Annotated in this window: 19 protein-coding genes; 10 read left to right on the top strand and 9 right to left on the bottom strand. The window is 70.3% G+C overall.

What is annotated here, in order from left to right; translation table 11 throughout:
* Positions 1-124: 124 nt before the first annotated feature.
* The gene (locus Q9R08_RS03240) at positions 125-376 is read right to left on the bottom strand and encodes a hypothetical protein (RefSeq protein ID WP_308866384.1); all 252 of its coding nucleotides are present in this window, start codon (positions 374-376) and stop codon (positions 125-127) included.
* On the bottom strand, positions 373-1,284 hold the full coding sequence (locus Q9R08_RS03245; RefSeq protein WP_308866385.1) for a LysR family transcriptional regulator: 912 nt from the start codon (positions 1,282-1,284) through the stop codon (positions 373-375). The genes Q9R08_RS03240 and Q9R08_RS03245 overlap by 4 nt, the downstream gene beginning before the upstream one ends.
* A gap of 73 nt (positions 1,285-1,357) precedes the next feature.
* Between Q9R08_RS03245 and Q9R08_RS03250 the strand changes: the two genes are divergently transcribed.
* Positions 1,358-2,344 carry an EamA family transporter gene (locus Q9R08_RS03250; RefSeq protein ID WP_308866386.1) on the top strand — a complete coding sequence of 329 codons (987 nt, stop codon included), beginning with the start codon at positions 1,358-1,360 and terminating at the stop codon, positions 2,342-2,344.
* Between the two features lie 160 nt (positions 2,345-2,504).
* Positions 2,505-4,022 carry an MATE family efflux transporter gene (locus Q9R08_RS03255; protein ID WP_308866387.1) on the top strand — a complete coding sequence of 506 codons (1,518 nt, stop codon included), beginning with the start codon at positions 2,505-2,507 and terminating at the stop codon, positions 4,020-4,022.
* A 125-nt stretch (positions 4,023-4,147) separates the two neighbouring features.
* Here the strand turns inward: Q9R08_RS03255 and Q9R08_RS03260 are convergent, their stop codons facing one another.
* The gene (locus Q9R08_RS03260) at positions 4,148-4,666 is read right to left on the bottom strand and encodes a putative immunity protein (protein WP_308866388.1); all 519 of its coding nucleotides are present in this window, start codon (positions 4,664-4,666) and stop codon (positions 4,148-4,150) included.
* 50 nt (positions 4,667-4,716) lie between these two features.
* On the opposite strand from Q9R08_RS03260, the gene Q9R08_RS03265 reads away from it, so the two are divergent.
* The 3 genes from Q9R08_RS03265 to Q9R08_RS03275 all read left to right on the top strand — a co-directional run bounded on the left by Q9R08_RS03265 (position 4,717) and on the right by Q9R08_RS03275 (position 7,497).
* Positions 4,717-5,079 (top strand): ArsR/SmtB family transcription factor, encoded by a 363-nt coding sequence (locus tag Q9R08_RS03265; RefSeq protein WP_308866389.1) that lies wholly within the window; start codon positions 4,717-4,719, stop codon positions 5,077-5,079.
* Entirely contained in the window at positions 5,079-6,143 is a 1,065-nt protein-coding gene (locus Q9R08_RS03270) for a cation diffusion facilitator family transporter (RefSeq protein WP_308866391.1), read from the top strand. Before Q9R08_RS03265 ends, Q9R08_RS03270 begins: the two co-directional genes overlap by 1 nt.
* Before the next feature lie 103 nt (positions 6,144-6,246).
* Positions 6,247-7,497, top strand: coding sequence for an alpha/beta fold hydrolase (locus tag Q9R08_RS03275; protein WP_308866392.1), 1,251 nt, complete (start codon positions 6,247-6,249; stop codon positions 7,495-7,497).
* Between the two features lie 57 nt (positions 7,498-7,554).
* Here the strand turns inward: Q9R08_RS03275 and Q9R08_RS03280 are convergent, their stop codons facing one another.
* Together Q9R08_RS03280 and Q9R08_RS03285 are read right to left on the bottom strand one after the other, a co-directional pair.
* Positions 7,555-9,843 (bottom strand): esterase-like activity of phytase family protein, encoded by a 2,289-nt coding sequence (locus tag Q9R08_RS03280; protein ID WP_308866393.1) that lies wholly within the window; start codon positions 9,841-9,843, stop codon positions 7,555-7,557.
* A 201-nt stretch (positions 9,844-10,044) separates the two neighbouring features.
* A complete protein-coding gene (locus tag Q9R08_RS03285; protein WP_308866394.1) occupies positions 10,045-10,521 on the bottom strand; it encodes an ATP-dependent endonuclease in 477 nt (158 codons plus the stop codon).
* Between the two features lie 227 nt (positions 10,522-10,748).
* Here Q9R08_RS03285 and Q9R08_RS03290 point away from each other — a divergent pair, with 227 nt between their 5' ends.
* Positions 10,749-11,684, top strand: a complete 936-nt coding sequence (locus Q9R08_RS03290; protein ID WP_308866395.1) for an aldo/keto reductase — start codon at positions 10,749-10,751, stop codon at positions 11,682-11,684.
* Positions 11,685-11,949: 265 nt separating this feature from the next.
* Complete coding sequence (locus tag Q9R08_RS03295; RefSeq protein ID WP_308866396.1) at positions 11,950-16,314, top strand: Ig-like domain-containing protein; 4,365 nt, start codon at positions 11,950-11,952, stop codon at positions 16,312-16,314.
* Between the two features lie 87 nt (positions 16,315-16,401).
* Here the strand turns inward: Q9R08_RS03295 and Q9R08_RS03300 are convergent, their stop codons facing one another.
* On the bottom strand, positions 16,402-17,085 hold the full coding sequence (locus Q9R08_RS03300) for a type 1 glutamine amidotransferase domain-containing protein (protein WP_308866397.1): 684 nt from the start codon (positions 17,083-17,085) through the stop codon (positions 16,402-16,404).
* A gap of 117 nt (positions 17,086-17,202) precedes the next feature.
* Between Q9R08_RS03300 and Q9R08_RS03305 the strand changes: the two genes are divergently transcribed.
* Complete coding sequence (locus tag Q9R08_RS03305) at positions 17,203-18,102, top strand: LysR family transcriptional regulator (RefSeq protein WP_308866398.1); 900 nt, start codon at positions 17,203-17,205, stop codon at positions 18,100-18,102.
* A 97-nt stretch (positions 18,103-18,199) separates the two neighbouring features.
* Here Q9R08_RS03305 and Q9R08_RS03310 read toward each other — a convergent pair whose 3' ends face one another.
* Together Q9R08_RS03310 and Q9R08_RS03315 are read right to left on the bottom strand one after the other, a co-directional pair.
* Entirely contained in the window at positions 18,200-18,379 is a 180-nt protein-coding gene (locus Q9R08_RS03310) for a CsbD family protein (protein WP_308866399.1), read from the bottom strand.
* Between the two features lie 32 nt (positions 18,380-18,411).
* Complete coding sequence (locus Q9R08_RS03315) at positions 18,412-19,113, bottom strand: hypothetical protein (RefSeq protein WP_308866401.1); 702 nt, start codon at positions 19,111-19,113, stop codon at positions 18,412-18,414.
* Positions 19,114-19,263: 150 nt separating this feature from the next.
* Between Q9R08_RS03315 and Q9R08_RS03320 the strand changes: the two genes are divergently transcribed.
* Together Q9R08_RS03320 and Q9R08_RS03325 are read left to right on the top strand one after the other, a co-directional pair.
* On the top strand, positions 19,264-20,076 hold the full coding sequence (locus tag Q9R08_RS03320; RefSeq protein WP_308866402.1) for an alpha/beta fold hydrolase: 813 nt from the start codon (positions 19,264-19,266) through the stop codon (positions 20,074-20,076).
* Positions 20,073-20,402, top strand: a complete 330-nt coding sequence (locus Q9R08_RS03325) for an Rdx family protein (protein WP_308866403.1) — start codon at positions 20,073-20,075, stop codon at positions 20,400-20,402. The genes Q9R08_RS03320 and Q9R08_RS03325 overlap by 4 nt, the downstream gene beginning before the upstream one ends.
* A 3-nt stretch (positions 20,403-20,405) precedes the next feature.
* On the opposite strand, the gene Q9R08_RS03330 is transcribed toward Q9R08_RS03325, so the two are convergent.
* Positions 20,406-20,852, bottom strand: a complete 447-nt coding sequence (locus tag Q9R08_RS03330) for a hypothetical protein (RefSeq protein ID WP_308866404.1) — start codon at positions 20,850-20,852, stop codon at positions 20,406-20,408.
* Positions 20,853-20,974: the final 122 nt, after the last annotated feature.

Below are 20,974 nucleotides of genomic sequence, written 5' to 3' on the forward strand. Positions count from 1 at the left end.
TCACGGTCGCTGCGCGCGCACGCTTTCGTCGACGGATGCCGCGGCCGCGGCATCCGCCACCGCCTCGTCGTCCGACATATCGGCCATGACGAGCGTGGAGCGCTCGGCCGGCAGGTCGGAGCGTTCACGGAGGAACAGGGAGCAGAGGAACTGCCGCGGCGATGACGCCGGCCAGTGCCGCGAACACGGCCTGCGGGCTCGCGCCGTCGGCCAGCACGCCGAGGAGCGGGGTGAGCAGCCCGCCCAGCGCGGTGGCCATGCCGAGCGTGACACCACTGGCGGTGCCGAGGTGTCGCGGCAGGTAGGAGTGCGACAGGGTGACGTGCAGCGCGAACGGCAGGAAGAGCGCCCAGCCGAGCACCGCCGACAGGGTCACATCGTGCGCGCGTGCTCCACGAACGCGTCGAGCGCGGTGCGCAGCGCGGGCGAATCCTCCTGTGAACGACGGTGCACCGCGAGCACATCGCGCGTCGAGGCCGGCGCGACGGTCGGGATCGCGACGAGGTCCGCGCCGAGGTCGCCTCGGCCGAGGCGCGGCACCAGCGCAACCGCGCGGCCCGCGCGGGCCAGTTCCAGGTGATTCTGGAACTCCATCGACTCGTGCACGATGCGCGGTGCGTTGGGGACGCCGTCGAAGAGCCGCCGAAGCCACTGGCGGCAGATGGTCGCCTCGAACGTCGCGACCCAGTGCTCGCCCGCGAGCTCTTCCGGGCGGAGGGACTCGCGATCGGCGAGCGGGTGGTCGCGATGGACGATGACGTCGGCGACATCCGTGAACAGCGGCGTCGCGACGAGGTGGTCGGGCATCGCCAGGGCGACCCCGCCCCAGCGATGCACGATTCCGAGGTCGCGCTGGCCCGATGCGACGATCGCGATGGTCTCCCAGGGCTCGCTCTCGCGCAGGGGCAGGGAGAGGTCGGGGTGGCGCACGGCCAGCTCGCTGAGCACCGGGATGACGAGGCCGCGCACGACGGTCGAGAAGGCGGCGAGCCTGATCTCGCCCACGACCCGGTCGTCGGCCCCGGCCGTGAGCTGGAGATCGGCGCGCAGGCGCTCGAGGTCGGCGAGGATCGGCGTCGACGCGACCACGAGCCGTGTGCCCGCCTCGGTGAGGATGACCCCGCGGCCCGCGCGCTCGAGCAGGGTGATGCCGGTCTCCCGCTCGAGGCGCTTGACCTGCTGCGACACGGCGGACGGCGTGTAGCCGAGGCTCGTCGCCGCTGCGACCACGCTGCCCTGTGTGGCGACCGCCCGAAGGGACAGCACCGCTTCCAGATCGATCATGAAGCAACGCTACACAGTTTCATGGCAAAAGCATCGCTTGTCCTTCATCCTGCGACCCGCTGAGGTGGAAGGCGTGAAGAGACGCGACATGGTGCTGGCGGCCGCGGTGGCAGCCTTCTGGGGTTTCAACTTCGTCGTGATCGACTGGGGCATGGCGGGCGTCCCGCCTCTGCTGTTCGTCGCGATCCGCTTCCTGGTGGTCGCGCTCGCCGTCGTCGTGGTCCCGCGCCCCCGAGCATCCTGGCGGACGGTGATCGGCGTCGGCCTCTTCATGAGCCTCGGGCAGTTCGGACTGCTGTACACCTCGATGGCGCTGGGGCTGCAGCCGGGGCTCGCGGCGCTGGTGCTGCAGGCGCAGGCGGTGTTCACGATCCTCATCGCCGCCGTGTCTCTCCGCGAACGCCCGACGATCCCGCAGAGCGTGGGCGTCGGCGTCGGCGTCATCGGGCTCGCGATCGTCGCGGCCGGTCGCGGCGGCGACGCGCCGGCCCTCGCCGTAGCGCTGGCGCTCGCCGCGGCGTTCTCGTGGGCGATCGGCAACGTCATCTCGCGCCGGGCAGGGGTGGTGAGCGCACCGGGACGGCTCGGCTCGCTGTCACTCACCGTGTGGTCGGCGCTCGTCGTGCCGGTGCCGGCGCTCGCGCTGTCGCTCCTGGTCGAGGGGCCGGCGGCGGTCGCGGCCGGCATCGGCTCGTTCGGCTGGCAGTCGCTGCTGTCGACGCTCTACACCGCGGTGCTGTGCACGATCGTCGGGTACTCGATCTGGAACAGCCTGCTGGCGCGCAACCCTTCGGCGGCCGTCGTGCCGTGGGTGCTGCTGGCGCCGGTCGTCGCGATGGTGTCGGCCGCACTCCTGCTCGGGCAGACGCCCACGCCCGCCGAGGTCGGCGGGGGTGTGCTGCTCGTCGGCGGGGTGCTCGTCACGGGCCTGCCCGATCGACGCCGTTCGGTGTGGGCTCGGCGTGCGGCCGCCGCGGGCCGCCGCCACGATGTGCACGCAGCGCTCTCCGGCCGCTCCGGTCGCCGGCCCGACGAGCACGCCATAGACCCGCGCACATAGACGACGACAGAAGCGGGTCGCGACGAATTTTCCTCGTCGGATGCTGGTGACTTCCCGAATCGATTCGATACACTGGTCGACTGTCGCCCAGGCATCCGCGCGTCGCCTGCTGGTGCGGCATCCTTCCCTCTCCTCGCCTTCTCCTTCGAGAGCCGCCCTCATGACCACCGCCCTGACGACGGGCCGCCCTTGGCGCGTCATCGTCGTGTTCGCCGTCCCGCTGCTCATCGGCAACGTCGTCCAGCAGCTGTACCAGTTCGTCGATGCGATCGTCGTGGGCCGCCATCTCGGAGTCGACGCGCTCGCCGCGGTCGGCGCGACGGGCAGCATGCTGTTCCTGCTCCTGGGGTTCGCGTGGGGCTTGACGTCGGGCTTCGCGATCCCCACGGCGCAGGCTTTCGGCGCCCGCGACTACACGGCCGTGCGCCGGTCGGTGGCGACGGGCACCATCCTCACCGGCGCGTGCACGCTGCTGCTCACCGTCGGCGCGCCCCTCCTGGCAGGGCCGCTGCTCGTACTGCTGCAGACGCCGCCCGAGCTTATGGACGATGCGGTCGTCTTCGCCCAGATCAGCTTCCTGGGCGCCGGCGCGATGATGTTCTTCAACTACCTCTCGGCGATCATCCGCGCCATCGGGGACTCCCGCACGCCGCTCGTCTTCCTCGCACTCGCCTGCGGTCTCAATGTCGTGCTGGTGATCCTGATGGTGGGCACGTTCGGCTGGGGTGTCGGCGGCGCCGCCGTCGCCACCGTCGTCTCGCAGGCCATCTCGGTGCTGCTGTGCCTCGAGTTCGTCCGTCGACGGATGCCGGTGCTCCACGTCCGTCGCGACGACTGGCGGGTCAGCCGTGCCGAGCTCGCCGAGCACCTGCGTCTCGGTCTGCCCATGGGCTTCCAGGCCTCGATCATCGCGATCGGGACGCTGTCGGTGCAGGTCGCCCTCAACGAGCTCGGCGCCGACGCGGTGGCGGCCTACACCGCGGCGTCCCGCGTCGACGGGCTCGCCGTCGCCCTTCTGCAGTCGCTCGGCCTCGCCGTGTCGATGTTCGTCGCGCAGAACCACGGTGGCGGTCGGCCCGACCGCATCCGTCGCGGCGTCACCCAGGCGACCTGGATCTCGGTGGCTGCCGCGATCGTGCTCGGCGCCCTCCTCATCGCCTTCGGCGCCGCCCTGGTGCAGCTGTTCGTCGGCCAGGAGGAGAGCGAGGTCGTCGACCTCGCCGCGCAGATGCTCGCCATCAACGGGGCGAGCTACTGGATCCTCGGCATCCTGTTCGTCCTGCGCGGCGCACTGCAGGGTCTCGGCCACACGCTCATCCCCACGGTGACCGGCGTGATCGAGCTGTTCATGCGGGTCGGCGCGGCGGTCGTGCTCGGCGGCATCTTCGGCTTCCTCGGCGTCGCGGCCAGCAACCCGCTCGCCTGGCTCGGAGCCGTCGTCGTACTCGTCCCCGCATACATCCACGCGCACCGCCAGCTGGCGTCGGCCCCGATCACCCCGATGGTCGCCACGCCCACCACGCCCATCGCCGTCATCGGTCCGACCGACGGCTCGATGGTCGTCGATGCGATCGTCACGCAGCCGATCGTGCTGCCGAACGCGGGGCAGGCATCGGGGCGGCGCCCGCGCCGGTTCGCCTTCATCCCTTCCCGCGACCGGCGGCGCACCCGCGGCTGACACTGCTGCGGACGTTCTGCGGCGCGCGAGGCCGCCGGTTTCGCCGCGACCGAGGAATCCCGTCGAGCCGAGCTGCCGGTTGCCTCGGTCTCGCCGTGGATGCCTAGTCGCGGTGCGGCTGAGGGTCAGTCGTCGAAGACGTTCCAGCAGATCGGGCTGCGGAGACGCTGGTCGTCGAGCACCAGCTCGCGGATCGCGGCCGGCAGCTGAGCGCGCTGCCAGTCTCGTTCTGCCAGCCGCGCCGCATTCGCCTCGACCGGCGGGACGGATGCTGCCACGGCCCTGATCGCGTAGGCCGCCGCGCCGAGCTCGTGGGCGGCGACGTGGGCCACCGCCACCGACTGCCCGGCGGTCAGCGCCGCGAACCTCGCCGGATCGGGGAGACCCTTGCCCGCGGCGTTGGCGACGAACGCCCGTTGATGCGCCTCGCGCATCGGCACCTCGCCGCGGATCCAGGCCCGCCCGAGCTCGATCGCGTCGCGCACCCGTCGGTCGGCGGGACGTTCTGCCTCGAAGAGCGGCAGGACATGCTCCGCGCAGACGGCGGCCCACTCGGCGAGCAGCCGGTGGTCCTGGTCGGTGAGGCTGCCGCCTCTCCGGACGGTGATGAACCGCGGATCGCGCTCGGTCGGAAGGATGGGCATCCCCTCATTCTGTCGCCCACCCCCGACGTCGAGCGCTAGCATATCTGCGTATGAGTGCAGATAAGCAGGGATGCGGATACGCCGTCGACAGCCCGTTCGTGGAACTGGCGGTCGAGGTTTTCGCCATGCTCGCCGATGCGACGCGCGTGCGGATCGTCCTGGCTCTGCAGGACGGCGGAGAGCTCTCGGTAAACCATCTCGCCGACATCGTGGACAAGTCGCCGGCCGCCGTCTCGCAGCACCTCGCGAAGCTCCGCCTCGCACGGATCGTGTCGACCCGCCAGGACGGGCAGCGGGTGTTCTATCGGCTCGAGAACGAGCACGCGTCGCAGCTCGTCGCCGACGCGATCCACCAGGCCGAGCACTCGCTGGGCGGGACGCCCCGCCATCACCACGCCGACAGGGCCGGCTGATGACCGCGCGCACCACGCACGGCACGGACTCCGGGCCGCACGAGCACCGACATCCGCACGAGCACTCCCACGAGGACCATGGCCACTCCCACCCGGGCGGGCTGCGCGGATTCCTCCACGAGGTGTTCGTGCCGCACTCGCACGACGCGGCGGATTCGATCGACGATGCGATGGAGGCGAACTCCGCGGGCATCCGTGCGCTGAAGATCAGCCTCGTCATCCTGCTGGCGACCACCGTCCTGCAGGCCATCGTGGTGTTCTTCAGCGGCTCGGTCGCGCTGCTCGCCGACACCGTCCACAACCTGTCCGACGCGCTGACGGCGGTGCCGCTGTGGATCGCGTTCGTGCTCGGCCGGCGTGCAGCATCCCGCCGCTACACCTATGGCTTCGGACGGGCGGAAGACCTCGCGGGCCTGTTCATCGTGTTCGTCGTGGCGCTGTCGGCGATCGTCGCAGCCTGGCAGGCGATCGACCGGCTGCTGCATCCGCAGCCGATCGACAACCTCGGCTGGGTGATAGCGGCGGGCGTGATCGGTTTCACGGGCAACGAGGCCGTCGCGATCTACCGCATCCGCGTCGGCCGGCGGATCGGCTCGGCAGCGCTGGTGGCGGACGGCGTGCACGCCCGCACCGACGGCTTCACGTCGCTCGCGGTCGTCGTCGGCGGCATCGGCGTGCTCCTCGGCTTCCCACTGGCGGACCCGATCGTCGGTCTCGTGATCGCGGCGGCGATCTTCGTGCTCCTGGTGGGCACCGTCCGCAGCGTCGGCCGGCGCCTCCTCGACGGCGTCGAGCCCGAACTCGTGGACCGCGCCGAGCACGCCCTCTCGCACGTAACCGGCATCGAGCGGGTGGACCGCGTCCGGCTGCGCTGGGTGGGGCACCGCCTGCAGGGCGATGCGATCGTCATCGCCGCCGGGGACGCGGATGCCGACACGCTGGCGACCGCCGCCGAGCGCAGCATCCGCGCGCACCTGCGCAACGTCGACGACTTCATCGTCGCGGCACGCACCACGGCACCGTCGCCTGGGGGCTCGCCGCCCGTCGCGACCCCCTCGCCCTGATTCGATTCCTGCGGCGGCGCTGATTCATGGGGCGCAAGATGTCGCTGCCAGGGTGGCGCAGGCGTCGGCATCGGCGTCGGCGGATGCCCCTACGCTCGTACGCATGTCCGTGACGACGCGCCGCATGCAGGACCTGACCATCGACGACCACACCCTCACCGTTCCGCTGGTGTGGGGCGATCCGGCGGACGCCCGCACGATCGACATACACGCCGCTGTGGTAACGCGCGAGGGCGGAGAACAGCTCCCGTACCTCGTGTTCCTCCAGGGCGGGCCAGGCCACGAGGCGCCCCGCGCCTTCCACTCGCCGCACGGGCCGTCGTGGCTCGACGAGGCCCTCGAGCACTACCGTCTGGTGCTGCTCGACCAGCGGGGCACGGGCCTGTCGACACCGGTCTCGGACCGCGATCTCGAGCGCGGCGCTCCGGAGCTCGCGGAGTACATCACGCATCTGCGGGCCGACGCGATCGTGCGGGACTGCGAGGCGGTGCGCGAAGAGCTCGGCGTCCCGACCTGGAGCGTGCTCGGGCAGTCGTTCGGCGGTTTCACAACCCTCGCCTATCTCTCGACGGATGCCGCATCGCTCGAGCAGGTGTACATCACCGGCGGTCTCAGCGCCGTGGGGCGGCATCCCGACGACGTGTACGCCCTCACGTACGACAAGATGCGCGAGGCGTCAGAGCGCTACTACCGGCGATTCCCCGCGCATCGCGACGCGATGCGGCGGATCGTCGACCTCGCGGACGCGGGCGCCATCGTGCTGCCCGACGGCGAGGTCGCCTCGGTGTCACGCGTGCGCTCGGCCGGCTCCGCGCTCGGGACGAACGAGGGGTGGCAGAAGCTGTGGAGCCTGCTCGAGCTCGAGCCGCACACCAACGCGTTCCGCCACGACCTCGCCGCCGCGATGCCGTTCGACGCGCGCAATCCGCTGTACTACGTGTTCCACGAGTCGAGCTACGCGGACGGGCATGCGACCCTCTGGTCGGCGGAGCGCACCGAGCCGGACGACTTCCGGGACGATCCGACGCTCTTCACCGGCGAGCACGTCCGCCGCGAGTGGCTCGACACCGTTCCCGCCCTGCAGCCGTGGCGCGAGGTCACCCTCGAGCTCGCCGGTTTCGCCTGGCCGCGGCTGTACGACGCCGACGCGATCGCGGCGTCGAACGCCCGCGGCGCCGCCGCCGTCTACGCCAACGACCTCTACGTGCCCTTCGAGTTCTCGATGGAGACCGCTCGGCTGCTCCCGGGCGTGACGCCGTGGATCACCAGCGAGCACGAGCACAACGGACTGCGCTCGGGTGGCGAGGTGCTGTCGCGCCTCATCGACATCGCGCACGGCCGGCGCGTGCGCTGACCGACGAAGGGCGGGGGATGCCGCAGCATCCCCCGCCCTGTGCGGCGTCGTGGGGGCTCAGCCCTCGAGGGTCACCGTGTCGATCGTCACCGCAGCGATGCCGGGGTGGTCGCTGAAGACACCGTCCATGCCGGCGGCGATGAACGCCGTCAGCTCGCCGGCGAGGTCGCCGTACGCGTTCGGGTCGGCGCTGGAGCGGAACTCCAGCGGGAGGAACTGGTTCTCGGCGCGGAACGTCCAGCCGTGCACCGAGAGCCCCGCGGCGTGTGCGTCGGCGATCACCGTGGTCGGCGCGCCCAGACGGCCCTCCGCGGTGCGCGGGATCATGACGGACTTCTCGAGGCCCACGCCGTCGGCGTAGGTCGCGATCTCCGCCAGCCCGACGGGCGTCACGAGGTCCTTGTACGTACGGGAGTCGCCCGCGAGCGTGAAGTCGTACGGTCGACCGGATCCGCTGACGAGCTGGGCGAGCGTCACATCGGTCAGGCCGTCGAGATCGCGCAGGTTGGCGGTCTCGAAGCTCTGCACGATGACGGGCGCGTCCGCGCGGTCGACGCCGTTGGCCTGCAGTGCCGCGACCAGCGGCTCCTCGAGCGACAGGCCGATCGAGTCGAAGTACGACGGATGCTTCGTCTCGGGGTAGACGCCGACCGGGCGTCCGTCGCAGCTCACCGAGTGGCGGGCGAGGTCGATGACCTCGTCGAGGGTCGGGATCACGTACAGGCCGTCGAATGCGGTGTTGGCCGGACGCGTCTGGGGCAGGCGTTCCTTCGCACGCAGCGTCCGCAGTTCGGCGAACGTGAAGTCCTCGGTGAACCAGCCGGTGATCGAGACCCCGTCGATGACCTTCGTGGTCTTGCGCGCGGCGAAATCGGCCCGGGTCGCGACATCCGTCGTCCCGCTGATCTCGTTCTCGTGGCGCGCGACCAGCACGCCGTCCTTGGTCGAGACGACATCAGGCTCGATGTAGTCGGCGCACTGCACGATCGCCGCCTCGTATGCGGCGAGCGTGTGCTCCGGGCGCGACCCGCTCGCGCCGCGGTGCCCGATGAGGCTCACGGTCGACGGCTCGATCTTGGTCTTGTCGAGGTCGATGATCGCGAACTCGGTGTCGTCGGGGGTGCCCGGGATGCGCGCGTCGTTGCCCGGGTAGTTGTTGTCGTTGCCGATGAGGAGGCTGCCGTCCTTGAGCTGCACGACGGTCTCGAACGACTGCACGGGGAGCGAGTAGATCTCGCCGGTGCCGTAGCCGTCGCCGGCGCCGATGCCGTGGGGGTTGGCGATGCGCAACGCATCGAGCACGAGTGTCTTCTCGACGTAGCCCTCGGCGTCGGTGCGGCGCAGGTCGACTTGGTAGACGCGCTTGGTGACCGCCTGCTCGCCCTCGAAGTCGTCGCGCTCGATGAGGATCAGAACATCGTTTCGCACGGTGAACGCGTCGCCGATGACGTTCGGCTCCTGGTCGGTCTGGTAGCTCCAGGTGCGGCCGGTGTACGCCCCCGCGCGCGTGTCGAACTCGAGGATCTCGCGACGACGCAGGTCGGCGTCGTCGGCGTACGAGCCCTCGACGACCGGGTAGAGGTAGCGGCCGTTGACCGAGGCGGCCATCGCCTCGAACCCGCGGCTCGCGCGCACCCGCGGGGTCTCGCCCGCCTGGAGGTAAGGGTTCTGCGGCGACTTGGCGCCGTCGAGCGCGTACGGCTTCTCGAGCAGCGTGCCTTCGGCGTCGAAGTGGAGCAGGAAGGGACCGAACTCCTCACCGACCCAGAACGAACCGTCCTTGGCCTTGACGACCGACTCGATGTCGAAGTCGCCGCCGGTGAGCAGCCGCTCGGCGGTGCCCTCGTTCACGATCGGGAAGTCGAGCACGCCGTTGCGGTCGTTGTACGAGATGAAGCGCTCGACCCGGATCTCGCCGGTGCCGCCGTCGGCGGTCTGCCACGCGGGACGTACGAGGTAGTTGCGCAGGAGGAAGTCGGCCGAGTTGCCCTTCGCCCCGAAGCCGTTGTCGGGCTGCGCCCAGAAGGTGCCGTCGCCGTTGTCGATGGCCGCGGAGAACCCGGGGATGACCTGACCGTCCCAGGGTCCGGTGCGGCCGTTCGCGGAAGTCGCGAGCGCGCCGGATGCCGGACCGGGCTCGAGGTGGTCGGCCGACAGCGTGGCCCGGGCGACGAGCGTCGGCACGTGCGTCTGCACGAACGGCGACGACGACGCCGCGGGCGCGGCGGGCACCGGCTGGGCGGAGGCGGCGGTGGCGGTGGCGGGGAGGAGGGCGACGGCGGTGACCGTCGCTGCTGCTGCGGCCAGAAGGCGCGGCAGGACGCGTCGTGTGGGGATTCGACTCATGCCTCGACGCAATCGCGACCGCCCCACCGCACCCTGGCCGGCCGGCGACGAACCTCCGACGACTCGGTGAACGGGGAGCGAGCGGTGCGTGAGAACGCGCTCATCCCGGCAGACGGATGCCGTCGCGCGAGGTCACTGCCAGCGGGGCCACTTGACGGGCGGCCGGCCCATCAGCCAGGGAGAAGAGCGGCGGCCGGCCCGTCACACAGCGGCGAGGAGCGCCGCCAGCGGTGCGGGCACCCGGTCCAGCGGAACGGCGCCGGCCAGAAGCTCCGCATAGCGGGCCTTGTTCCCGCTCCGGCCGCCGAAGAACCGGGCGAGTTGCGCCTCGACCGGCCGGCCGCGCTGGAAGGGCTGCCGCTGCAGGCTGCGGAACGATGCCAGCTCACCCTGCTCGGCGATGACGGCCTCGACTCCATCGACGCCGAGTGCGCGCACGAACTCGGCCTCCAGGTCGGGGTCGCAGACGAAGACGTCGTCGAGCACGCGCTCGAAGTCGTGCCGCTCGCCCTGATCGACGAGTCCGAGCAGCCGGGTGCCGGCGAGCTCGGCGGCCACGCGCCGGGCGCCCTTGGAGCCGCCGACGACGCGCACCTCCGGCATCCGGATCCCCATCCGGGTGGCGAGCGTCTGGAGGGCGATGCGGTCGCTCTCACCCTCCACCAGCACGACGGTCATGCGGCCGCGACTTCCGCGCGCTCCTCTTCGAGAGTGATCAGGTACTCGAGCTGACGGTGCTCCATGAGACCTCCTGCCGCGCCGGATCCGGCATCCATTCGCGATGATTCTCAATCACACAACATACAGTTGTTGGACTTCTTTGTCTCGGCTGCCTAGCGTGGAGCGCGCAGGACCGAGCCGACCGCGCGCGGGAGGCCCGGCACACCCGAACCGAGAGCGGACCAATGAAGACCATCGAACTCACCGGCGTCGAGCGTCCCGCACCCAACGTGGTGCTGGGGCTCATGCGCATCCAGGACCTCGACGACGACGCGGTGCGCACGCTCGTCGGCACCGCCCGCGATGCCGGGATCGACTTCTTCGACCACGCCGACGTCTACGGCCGCGACGTGCACGGCTGCGAGCGGCGGTTCGCCGAGGCGATGCAGCTCACCGCATCGGAGCGTGCGCAGATCACGATCCAGACGAAAGCCGGCATCGTCCGCGAGGGGCCGTACTTCGACTTCTCGTACGACCACATCGTCTCAGCGGTCGAAGGGTCGCTGCGCGCTCTCGATACCGACTACATCGACATCCTGCTGCTGCACCGGCCCGACGCCCTCGTCGAGCCCGACGAGGTCGCCCGGGCTTTCGACGAGCTGGAGGCGGCGGGCAAAGTGCGCGCGTTCGGCGTCTCGAACCACACCCCGCGGCAGATCGACCTGCTCAAGAAGTCGGTGCGCCAGCCGATCGTGGCGAACCAGATCCAGCTCTCGATCACCCACGCGCCGTCGATCGCCCAGGGCGTGGCGGGCAACATGCAGGGCGAGGAGCAGGCGCTCACCCTCGACGGCGGCGGCATCGTGGACTACTGCCGCCTGCACGACATCGCCATCCAGGCGTGGTCGCCGTTCCAGGCCGGATTCTTCAACGGCGTCTTCCTCGGCTCGCCGGACTACCCCGAGCTGAACGCCGTCATCGACCGGCTGGCCGCCGCGTACGACGTGCCGGCCATCGCGATCGCGGTCGCCTGGATCACGCGCCACCCGGCGCTGATGCAGGTGGTGCTCGGCACGACGACCCCAGAGCGGGTGGGCGCGGCAGCCGAGGGCTCCGACCTACCCCTCACCCGCGCCGAGTGGTACGAGCTGTTCCGCGCCGCGGGCTACCGCGTGCCCTGACGATCCGAGGCTCCGAAGAGCCGTTACGAAGACGGATGCCGCGGCTCGCGGCATCCGTCTTCTTTCGTGGTGTGCACGCCCGGCACCGCCCGGTTCGTGGTTCGCATACTAATCGACTCTTGATTGACGATTATCGATTAATGTAGCATCGCGCTTGTTCCGTCTCCCGTCCGCCACTCGGCGTGCGCGAACGGACCACCTATGAAGGCGACCGCGACGCCGCGGTCACTCACGAAAGGGCTGGAACCTCGCGATGAAGCGATTCTTGTCAGTAGTCGCGCTCGTGGGCACGCTGATCGCCGGAACGGCGACCGCGGCCCAAGCAGCGCCCGACCTGCAGGCCGCGGCAACCGCAGAGCTGTACGTCGCCCCGGACGGCGACGATGCGGCGAGCGGTTCGATCGAAGCGCCACTGCGCACACTCGAGGGCGCGCGCGACGCGATCCGCGCGATGAAGGCGGCGACCGGGCTGCCCGACGGCGGGGTCACCGTCTCGCTGCGGGAAGGAACATACCCCCGCACCGAGGCGTTCGAGCTCGGTGCGGACGACTCGGGGACCGCCGAGTCCCCGATCACGTATCGGTCGTATCCCGGTGAGACCGTCACGCTGACGGGCGGCGTCGCGCTCGACTCCGGCGCGTTCGAGCCGGTCGCCGACGAGGGTGTGCTCAGTCGCATCGTCGACGAGGCGGCGCGCAGCAAGGTCGTCGCCATCGATCTGGCCGCGGCCGGCATCACCGACTACGGGCAGCTCAGCCGTCACGGCTACTGGAAGGCGAACGACGTCAGCACCGTGCCGCCGATGGAGCTCTACATCGGCGGCGAGGGGATGACCCTCGCCCGCTGGCCCAACGCCGGGGCCACCGTGCAGATGGACGAGATCCTCGATCCCGGGCCCACCCGCAAGGACGCCGACCTCCAGGAGCGAGGCGGCACCTTCAGCTACAACTACGACCGTCCGCAGTACTGGACCGCGGCCGACGACGTGTGGCTCGACGGCATCTTCGGCTACAGCTGGGAGTGGTCGTACAACAAGATCGCCGCGATCGACACCGAGGCCAAGACGATCACACTCCGCTACGGCGAGATGTCAGGCCTCATGAAGACGTGGTTCGAGGACTTCCACTTCGCCGAGAACCTGCTCGAGGAGCTGGACGCCCCGGGCGAGTACTACATCGATCGCGCGACCGGCCGGCTCTACCTGATGCCGAACCAGGCGTTCCTCGGCGGAGCAGAGGCGACGGTCACGATGCTCAAGGAGCCGATGCTCCGCACCGACGGCACGTCGCATGTGTCGTTCGAGGAGCTGGTGCTCGAGTACGGCCGCGCGAACGCGGCCGTCATCCTGGGCGGCAGCCACGTGAGCGTCGAGCGCAGCGACATCCGCAACTTCGCCGACGGCGGCGTGCTCATCAACTCCCCTGGCCGCTACACGTACGACGGCATCCCGGTGAACCGCGGCGGACGCGACCACGCGGTCGTCGACTCGCACCTCCGTCACATCGGCGGCGTGCCGGTCGTGCTCCAGGGCGGCGACAAGACGACCCTCGAACCGGGACGCAACCGCGTCGAGAACTCCCACATCCACGACTTCGCGTACTACCACAAGGCCTACAACCCGGGCGTGATGTTCGACGGGGTGGGCAACATCGGGCGGAACAACGAGATCCATGACGCCCCGCATCCGGGCATCATCGTGCACGGCAACGACCACGTCATCGAGCGCAACGACATCTACGACGTGTGCAAGACGTTCCAGGATCTGGGCGCGATCTACATGAACGCCGGCGCAACGCCGCAGCAGCGCGGCACCGTCATCAGGCAGAACTATTTCCACGACACCGGGATCGGTCGACTGGGCGTGGAGGGCATCTATCCGGACAACCTCACGATGGGGCTGACCATCGAGGAGAACGTCTTCTACCGGATGGGCAATGCCGCGATCAAGAGCGGATCGGGTGACTACATCACGTCGCGCAACAATGTATTCATCGACACCCACGTGCCGTACGACAACTACGAGATGTGGATGGGCGACCAGCCGGGCAACACCGTCGACACCTCGTACATGCCGGGGTGGACCGAGCTGTTCGAGGCGAACAACGACTTCGTCGGCACGCCGTATGCCGAGAAGTACCCCGAGCTCCTCACATTCTTCGATGAGAACCACTACTTCCCCGCGAACAACGTGTTCGAGCGGAACGTGACGTGGAATCCGACGCTCACCCGCTCGGGTCAGGTCAACGAGCACGGCGCGCGCGACGTCAAGAACCTCATGAACTACGCCGACAACTGGGTGGCGAACGAGGACCCCGGCTTCGTGGACTGGCAGGCAGGTGACTTCCGGCTGCGAGAGGATGCCGCCGTCTTCGACCAGGTTCCCGGCTTCGCGGCGATCCCGTTCGAGCTGATCGGGCCGCAGGGCAAGATCGGCCTGCCCCACGCGCCGGACTCCGTCGCCCTCGAGAGCGTGCACCTGCCAGCCGACCAGTTCACGCTCGACCTCGGCAAGACGGCGTCGTTCGGTGCCGAGGTCGTGCCGTGGAACGCCTCGAACCCCGCGGTGGACTACGCCTCGAGCGACCCCTCGGTCGCGACGATCGACGCAGCGGGCATGATCACCGCCCTCCTGCCTGGTGAGACCGTCATCACCGTCACCTCGAAGGCCGACCCGGCGATCACCGATCAGGCCGTCGTGGTCGTCGCCGACGGTGACGGGGTCATGCACCGGACCGACTTCGAGTCGGGCGCCAACGGCTGGCCGGTCGATCCCAACCGCGCCATCGTCGAGGACCCCGACGGCGAGCACTGGTACCGCATCAAGGGCGGCGCCAACTCGCAGCTGCCGCGCAACTTCACGGACTACGTGCTCGACTTCCAGGTGCGTACGCCGGCCGTGGTGCCGGATGGCGGCATCCTGCTCGTCTACGACCGCACGGGGCCGACCCCGGGAGGGTACGTGCGGTATCGGCACGCCGAGACGGGTCCCACGTGGACCATCTACGGACCGCAGTGGCAGATCCTCAAGGAGGTCAAGCTGCCCGCCGGGTCCGGGCTCGCCCCCGACTCCGTGTACGACGTCCGCATGGTGGTGAAGGGCTCGGGCGTGCAGGTGACGGTGGACGGCGAGCCGGTCATCGAGGGACCGAACCCGTCAGCCACCGCGTCGGGCAGAGTCGGCTTCTACGTCGAGAAGTTCACGGCGCTCGACTTCGACGACGTGACGTTCTCCATCGTGCCGACGGCCGTGACAGCTATCGACGTCTCGCCCGACCAGGCGACGCTCGAGCCCGGTGAGCGGCTGACGCTCGACCTCTCGGTCACGCCGTCGGACGCCACCAACCCGCGCGTTGAATGGACCTCGAGCGCGCCCGAGGTCGCGACCGTCGACGATACGGGCGAGGTGACCGCGCTCGCCGCCGGTCAGGCGACGATCACGGCCACGTCGGTTGCGAATGCCTCGATCACCGCGACGTCGACCATCGAGGTGCGGGCTGCCCAGCATCCCGTCATCGATCTGCTGACTCCGCTCCTCGATCCCGCGGGCTGGCCGGCGACCGACGCCGTCGACTTCGACGAGGGGAGCCTCCGGATCGACGCCGAGGGCGTGTACGGCTACGGCCCCGAGACCTTCGGGAGCGGCCTGCTGCGCTTCCGGGCCGCGGTCGACGGCTTCGACGGCGGCTGGTACGGCTTCGCCGTCCGCTCCGATCGCGCCGGAGACCCGGCGTGGGTGAACGGCAACAAGGGCTACCTGGTGGTGATCAAGGAGGACACTATCGAGTTCCAGAGCTGGAAACCCCAGCAGACGATGCTCGACGTCATCCCCAACACCGCCATCCGCGCCGGTGAGGAGCACGAGCTCGAGTTCGGCGCCGTCGAGGTCGACGCGGGCACGCGAGTGGTCCTCCGTGTCGACGGCAAGACGGTCTGGAGCCATCTCGACGCCGGCGCCTCGAACCCGATCGCCGACCAGGGGCACCTGAACGTCTACCACTACGTCGAGCAGAACGCGCTGCGGCTGCAGCCGGTCGCGCTCGACGACGGCGCCACCTCGGCGCCGGGCAAGGGCGCGCTCTCGAACACCAGCGGGTGGGAGTACGGCCTGCACGACGGCAACTACGACGTCGCGATGAACCTCTGGTGGGGGACTCCCGGCAGCATCTTCCGTCTCTACGAGAACGGCACGCTCGTCTCGACGCGCGTGCTGTCCGACCCCGACGGGATGTCGCAGACGACCGGTGTCAGCTTCACCGGCAAGCCGAACGGCACGTACGTCTACACCGGCGAGCTGGTCAACTCGAAGGGGACGACTGCGACGTCGTCCACGACGGTCAAGGTGATCCACGCGGCGCCCGGTGCCCCGGCGGTCTCGCACGACGACCGCGATCGGGACGGAGCCTTCACGGCGAAGGCCGACCTCTGGTGGGGAACGAACGCCACGTCGTACCGGTTCGAGCTCGACGGGCAGGTCGTGGGGTCGGGCGAGCTGGTCGCCGCGACACCGGGTGCGCAGTCGGCGTCGGTGCAGCTGACCGGCATCGCGCCGGGAGACCACACGCTCGTCGCCGTGTTCGCCAACGCCAACGGTGAGACGGCGTCGAAGCCCGTGAGGCTCACCGTCGAGTGATCGGCGGTCCGTGGGGGAGGGAGCCGGCGCGCCCCTCCCCCACGGCCCGCGCCGTACAGCGCGGTCTCCGCGCTGCCCGCGGCCGCGTCAGCGGGCGGCGAGCACCTCGACGAGGCGTTCTGCGGTCGCGACGCTCGACTGCGGGTTCTGACCACTCACGAACGAGCCGTCGTTCACGACCGTGACCGACCACGGCTCGCCCGACTCGATGACTGCGCCGAGCTCGCGCAGGCGCGACTCCACCAGGTAGGGCGAGCCGTCGCCCAGTCCGCCCTGGCGCTCCTCTTCGTCGGTGAAGACGGCGAGCCGGCGGCCGGCGAACGCGAACGACCCGTCCGCCCGCACGGCGCTGAGCAGCCCGGCGGGCCCGTGGCACAGCACGCCGACGACTGCGTCGCGATCGACGGCGTCGACGAGCAGCCGACCGAGATCGGCGTCGGCGGCGAGGTCGACCATCGGACCGTGACCGCCCGGCAGCGCGATCGCGTCGTACTCGCCGTCCCGCACGTCGGCGAGCGCGCGCGGGTGCGCCAGGAGGCCGTCGATCGAGGCGAGGTAGTCGGTCAGCGCTGCGGTGTCTCCCGCGAGGCTGCCGGGATCGACGGTCGGGCGCACGCCACCCGGCGTCGCGACGTCGACGTCGTGCCCGGCCGCGACGAGGCCCCGATGCAGCTCGACGAGCTCCTCCGCCCAGAACCCGGTCGGGTGCGCCGTGCCGTCCGTCAGGACGATGGCGTCCGCTCCGGTGACCGCCATGAGTACGTGTGCCATGTCTTTCTCTCCTGTTCGGCGACTCCCGCGAGCCGCTGTCGAAGGGAACGGGGCATCCATCGCTCTCATTTCCTATGCTGTGTACCAGTCATAGGTTTCTTGATGGATGGATGTCTCATGCAAGAGCTCGATCTGCTGCACACGTTCGTCGAGGTGCATCGCGCCGGTTCGATCACGGCGGCCGCCGCCCGCCTCGGGATGAGCCAGCCCTCGGTGAGTGAGCGCATCGCCCGGCTCGAGAGCGAGCTCGGGATCGCGCTCTTCACGCGATCGGTGCGCGGGGTGACGCCGACCCCGGCCGGCGACGCGCTCGCGGTGCGCGTGGCGGCACCGGTCGACCGGCTGCGCGCGGTGTGGACGGCGCCGGCCCCCGGACCTGTCGAGACGGTGCGGGTGGGCGGTGCGAGCGACGTCGTCGCGCTCCGGGTGATCCCCGCGCTGGCGCCGCTCACGAGCTCGGGCGTGCGCGTCGAGTTCGGCCTCGGTCTCGCGCACGACCTTCTCGCCCGGCTCGCGGACGGCGACCTCGATGTCGTCGTCTCGTCGGTGCGGACGCCGCTGCGCGGCATCCGCTATCGAGGACTCGTCGACGAGGAGTTCGTGCTCGTGGGCGCGCCGTCGCTCGCGCGGACCATCGACCGTGCGCGTCTCGCCGCCGACCCCGCGGGAGCGCTGCAGCACCTGCCGCTCGTCGCTTACGACGCCGAACTGTCGATCGTGCGGCGCTACTGGCGCAGCCAGTTCGGGCACCGGCCGGCCAACGCGGTGGCGATCACGGTCCCCGACCTGAGGGCGGTGCTGGCGGCGGTGATCGCCGCCGCCGGCATCTCGGCGCTGCCCCGCTACCTCGCGGAGCCTGCGATCGGCGCCGGCACCGTGGAGATGCTCCACCGATCCGCCGAGGCGCCCATCAACACCCTGCACCTCGCGATCCGCGCGGATGCGCCGCCGACGGCCGCGACCACGCGGGTCATCGACGCACTCGTCGAACGCGCGCGGGACTGGGACGTCTTCTGACGCGCGGCGCACGGAGACGACGGTGCCCGGACACGACGGTGCCCGGACACGACGGTGCCCCGGATCCGCCGGGATCCGGGGCACCGTCGTCGGCAGATCACCGATCGTCGGTGAGCGCGTCCTTCACGTCCTGACCGGCCTTCTTGACCTTGGCGCTGGCCTGGTCGGCCACACCCTCGGCCTGCAGGCGCTCGTTGTCGGTCGCGTCACCGACCGCCTCCTTCGCCTTGCCCTTGACTTCTTCCGCGTTGTGCTTGATGTCATCGTCCAGACCCATGCTGGATCTCCCTTCTCGTGGTGGATTGAGGTTCAGACCCGCTCGTCGCCGAAGCCTGCGCGGTCGACGCGGCGGTGGTAGCGCATACCGGCCGCTCCGCCGAGGATCGCCGCGATGAGCGTGATCACGGCTGCGCCGATCGCGGTCAGGATGCCGGTCCAGGTCGCCGCCTCGGGCGTGACGGGGATGCGGGGGAAGATGTCGACGTTCGCCAGGATGTCCCACTGCGCACCGGCGATGGCCGTCACCACGGCCACGACGATGGCGATCGCGATGGCCCAGAGCCAGACGGCCAGGCCCTGCTTGGCGCCGCTCAGCCGCGCCATGCGGCCGGCGACGTAGCCGCCGGCGAAATAAGCGACGAACAGTACGACGGCGATCGCGATCGCTCCGATGATGGTCGCCGCGCCCATGTTCTGGTCGGCGGCGTCGACCGCGTCTTCGACGGTCTCGGGCGATGCCAGACCGGTCGCGGCGCCGAGCGCGGCGACCACGGCGGTGAGGGCCACCAGCGCGCCCAAGGCTGCGAGCCAGCCGAAGAACGCGGCGCCGAACTTGATGCCGCCGAATCGCTCGTGCTCGCGGGCCACGACGGTGTCGCGCAACGACGCGTCGTTGCGGGCGGTCACGGCTTCACGGCTGTCGGCCACTCCGTCGCGGTCGAGGTCGGTGTCGGTGCGCCGCGGGGCCACGGGCTCCGTCGGACGTGCACCGCGGGGGTTGTCCATGCTCATGCCGCGACGTTATGCGGCACACCCGCGAACGCTCAGCCCGTTGCGAATCGCAGCCGAGGAGCGTAATCTCCGCCGCCTCGCGGGCGCGGGATCCGATCTGCGGCCGTGCGCGGCGGCCCCAGCGGCGTCGGTGAGAGCAGAATGGCGGGTATGGATGCCGTCGCCCCCGTCGTGCGCACCGAGATGCCGCAGCCGAGCTTCATCATGTCGAACGAGGGGTATCAGCTGGCGACATATGCCTGGGGCGATCCCGACGCCGAGACCGTCCTGTGCGTGCATGGATTCGCATCCAGCTGCCGCGACAACTGGGTCGAGACGGGCTGGGTGCGGATGCTGACCGCAGCGGGCTACCGCGTCATCGGGGTCGACCAGCGCGGTCACGGGGCCAGCGACAAGCCGCATGATCCCCGCGCGTACTCGATGAGCGCCTTCGTGGGCGATCTCATCGCGGTGCTCGACACCTACCTCGTCGATGCCGTGCGGTACGTCGGCTACTCCCTGGGAGCCCGTGTCGGATGGCAGCTGGCAGTGGATGCCCCGGAACACATCGATCGGGCGGTGCTCGGCGGCATCCCCGACGGCCGGCCACTCGGCCGCCTGCGCATCGATCAGGCCCGGGCGTATGCCGAGGAGGGAATACCCGTGGCCGACGCCGTCACGCAGAACTACGTGCGACTCGCCGAGCGGGTGCCGCAGAACGATCTGCGCGCGCTCATCGCGCTCGCCGAGGGCATGCGGTTCGGCGATGCCGACCCGGATCCCGCCCGTCCCCCGGCACAGCCGGTGCTCTTCGCCACCGGTTCGGAGGACGCGATCCTCGAGCGCTCCCGCACGCTGGCGGCGACGGCGCCGAACGGCACCTTCGTCGAGATCCCGGGCCGGCACCACTTCAACACGCCGGGGTCGCGCGCCTTCCGCGACGCGGCGCTGGAGTTCCTCTCGCCCGCCGGAGGCATCGCATGACGCACCACGTCCGGGTCGTCTACTGCACGCAGTGCGCGTGGATGCTGCGCGCGGCATGGATTGCGCAGGAGCTGCTCACGACCTTCCAGGCCGAGCTCATGGGCGGCGGCGCCACGCTCGAGCCCGGCACGGGCGGCGTGTTCGAGGTCTACGCCGACGACGAGCTCGTGTGGTCGCGCGCCGCGGACGGCGGCTTCCCCGACATCGTCGCCCTCAAGCGCCGGGTACGGGACCGCATCGCGCCCGGGCGGCAGCTCGGTCACGCCGACCGCGCCGCCGCCCGGGCGGCGGGCGACGGCGCGGGCGACGGCGCGGCGATGGGCTAGCCGTCAGGCGGGGTCGGCGACGGCGGTCTTCACGAGCTCGGTGATCCTCTTCTCGACCGCAGAGTTCCATGCCACCACCGCGAAGCCGACGGGCCACATGTCGCCGTCGTCCAGCCGGGCGGGCTCGTCGAAGTTGATGGTCGCGTAGCGGGTCTTGAACTTCGAGGCGGGCTGGGTGAAGACGACGACCTTGCCGTCCGCGTTCGCATAGGCGGGGAACCCGTAGAAGGTCTTCGGCACGAGATCGGGTGCCGTCTCGGACACGACCTTGTGCAGCCCCTCGGCGACCTCCCGGTCGGTGCCCTCGAGCTTGTCGATCGCCTCGCGCACCTGCTTGGTGCCCGCTTCGCGGCTCTTGCCCGCCTTCGCCTGAGCGCGCAGCTCCTTCGCGCGGTTCTTGACGGCTTCCCGCTCTTCTTCACTCAGTCCGTCTGACGTCGTCTTGGCCATGGTGCTCCTCCTCGCGCTCGGGGGGCGCCTTCGTGCCCCGTGGCCTTCACGCTAGTGAGGCGGTGCCGGGCGATGCTTCTCCATTCCTGCTTGATCCCGCGTCGAGTCCCGCGTGACCCGCG

It is taken from the genome of Microbacterium psychrotolerans (assembly GCF_031085295.1).
GTDB lineage: Bacteria > Actinomycetota > Actinomycetes > Actinomycetales > Microbacteriaceae > Microbacterium > Microbacterium psychrotolerans.

Bases quoted from the DNA above. Each gene is read 5' to 3' on its own strand.
- Q9R08_RS03245 (WP_308866385.1), bottom strand. From the start codon at position 1,284: ATGATCGATCTGGAAGCGGTGCTGTCCCTTCGGGCGGTCGCCACACAG.
- Q9R08_RS03255 (WP_308866387.1), top strand. From the start codon at position 2,505: ATGACCACCGCCCTGACGACGGGCCGCCCTTGGCGCGTCATCGTCGTG.
- Q9R08_RS03260 (WP_308866388.1), bottom strand. From the start codon at position 4,666: ATGCCCATCCTTCCGACCGAGCGCGATCCGCGGTTCATCACCGTCCGG.
- Q9R08_RS03265 (WP_308866389.1), top strand. From the start codon at position 4,717: ATGAGTGCAGATAAGCAGGGATGCGGATACGCCGTCGACAGCCCGTTC.
- Q9R08_RS03270 (WP_308866391.1), top strand. From the start codon at position 5,079: ATGACCGCGCGCACCACGCACGGCACGGACTCCGGGCCGCACGAGCAC.
- Q9R08_RS03275 (WP_308866392.1), top strand. From the start codon at position 6,247: ATGTCCGTGACGACGCGCCGCATGCAGGACCTGACCATCGACGACCAC.
- Q9R08_RS03280 (WP_308866393.1), bottom strand. From the start codon at position 9,843: ATGAGTCGAATCCCCACACGACGCGTCCTGCCGCGCCTTCTGGCCGCA.
- Q9R08_RS03285 (WP_308866394.1), bottom strand. From the start codon at position 10,521: ATGACCGTCGTGCTGGTGGAGGGTGAGAGCGACCGCATCGCCCTCCAG.
- Q9R08_RS03290 (WP_308866395.1), top strand. From the start codon at position 10,749: ATGAAGACCATCGAACTCACCGGCGTCGAGCGTCCCGCACCCAACGTG.
- Q9R08_RS03300 (WP_308866397.1), bottom strand. From the start codon at position 17,085: ATGGCACACGTACTCATGGCGGTCACCGGAGCGGACGCCATCGTCCTG.
- Q9R08_RS03305 (WP_308866398.1), top strand. From the start codon at position 17,203: ATGCAAGAGCTCGATCTGCTGCACACGTTCGTCGAGGTGCATCGCGCC.
- Q9R08_RS03310 (WP_308866399.1), bottom strand. From the start codon at position 18,379: ATGGGTCTGGACGATGACATCAAGCACAACGCGGAAGAAGTCAAGGGC.
- Q9R08_RS03315 (WP_308866401.1), bottom strand. From the start codon at position 19,113: ATGAGCATGGACAACCCCCGCGGTGCACGTCCGACGGAGCCCGTGGCC.
- Q9R08_RS03320 (WP_308866402.1), top strand. From the start codon at position 19,264: ATGGATGCCGTCGCCCCCGTCGTGCGCACCGAGATGCCGCAGCCGAGC.
- Q9R08_RS03325 (WP_308866403.1), top strand. From the start codon at position 20,073: ATGACGCACCACGTCCGGGTCGTCTACTGCACGCAGTGCGCGTGGATG.
- Q9R08_RS03330 (WP_308866404.1), bottom strand. From the start codon at position 20,852: ATGGCCAAGACGACGTCAGACGGACTGAGTGAAGAAGAGCGGGAAGCC.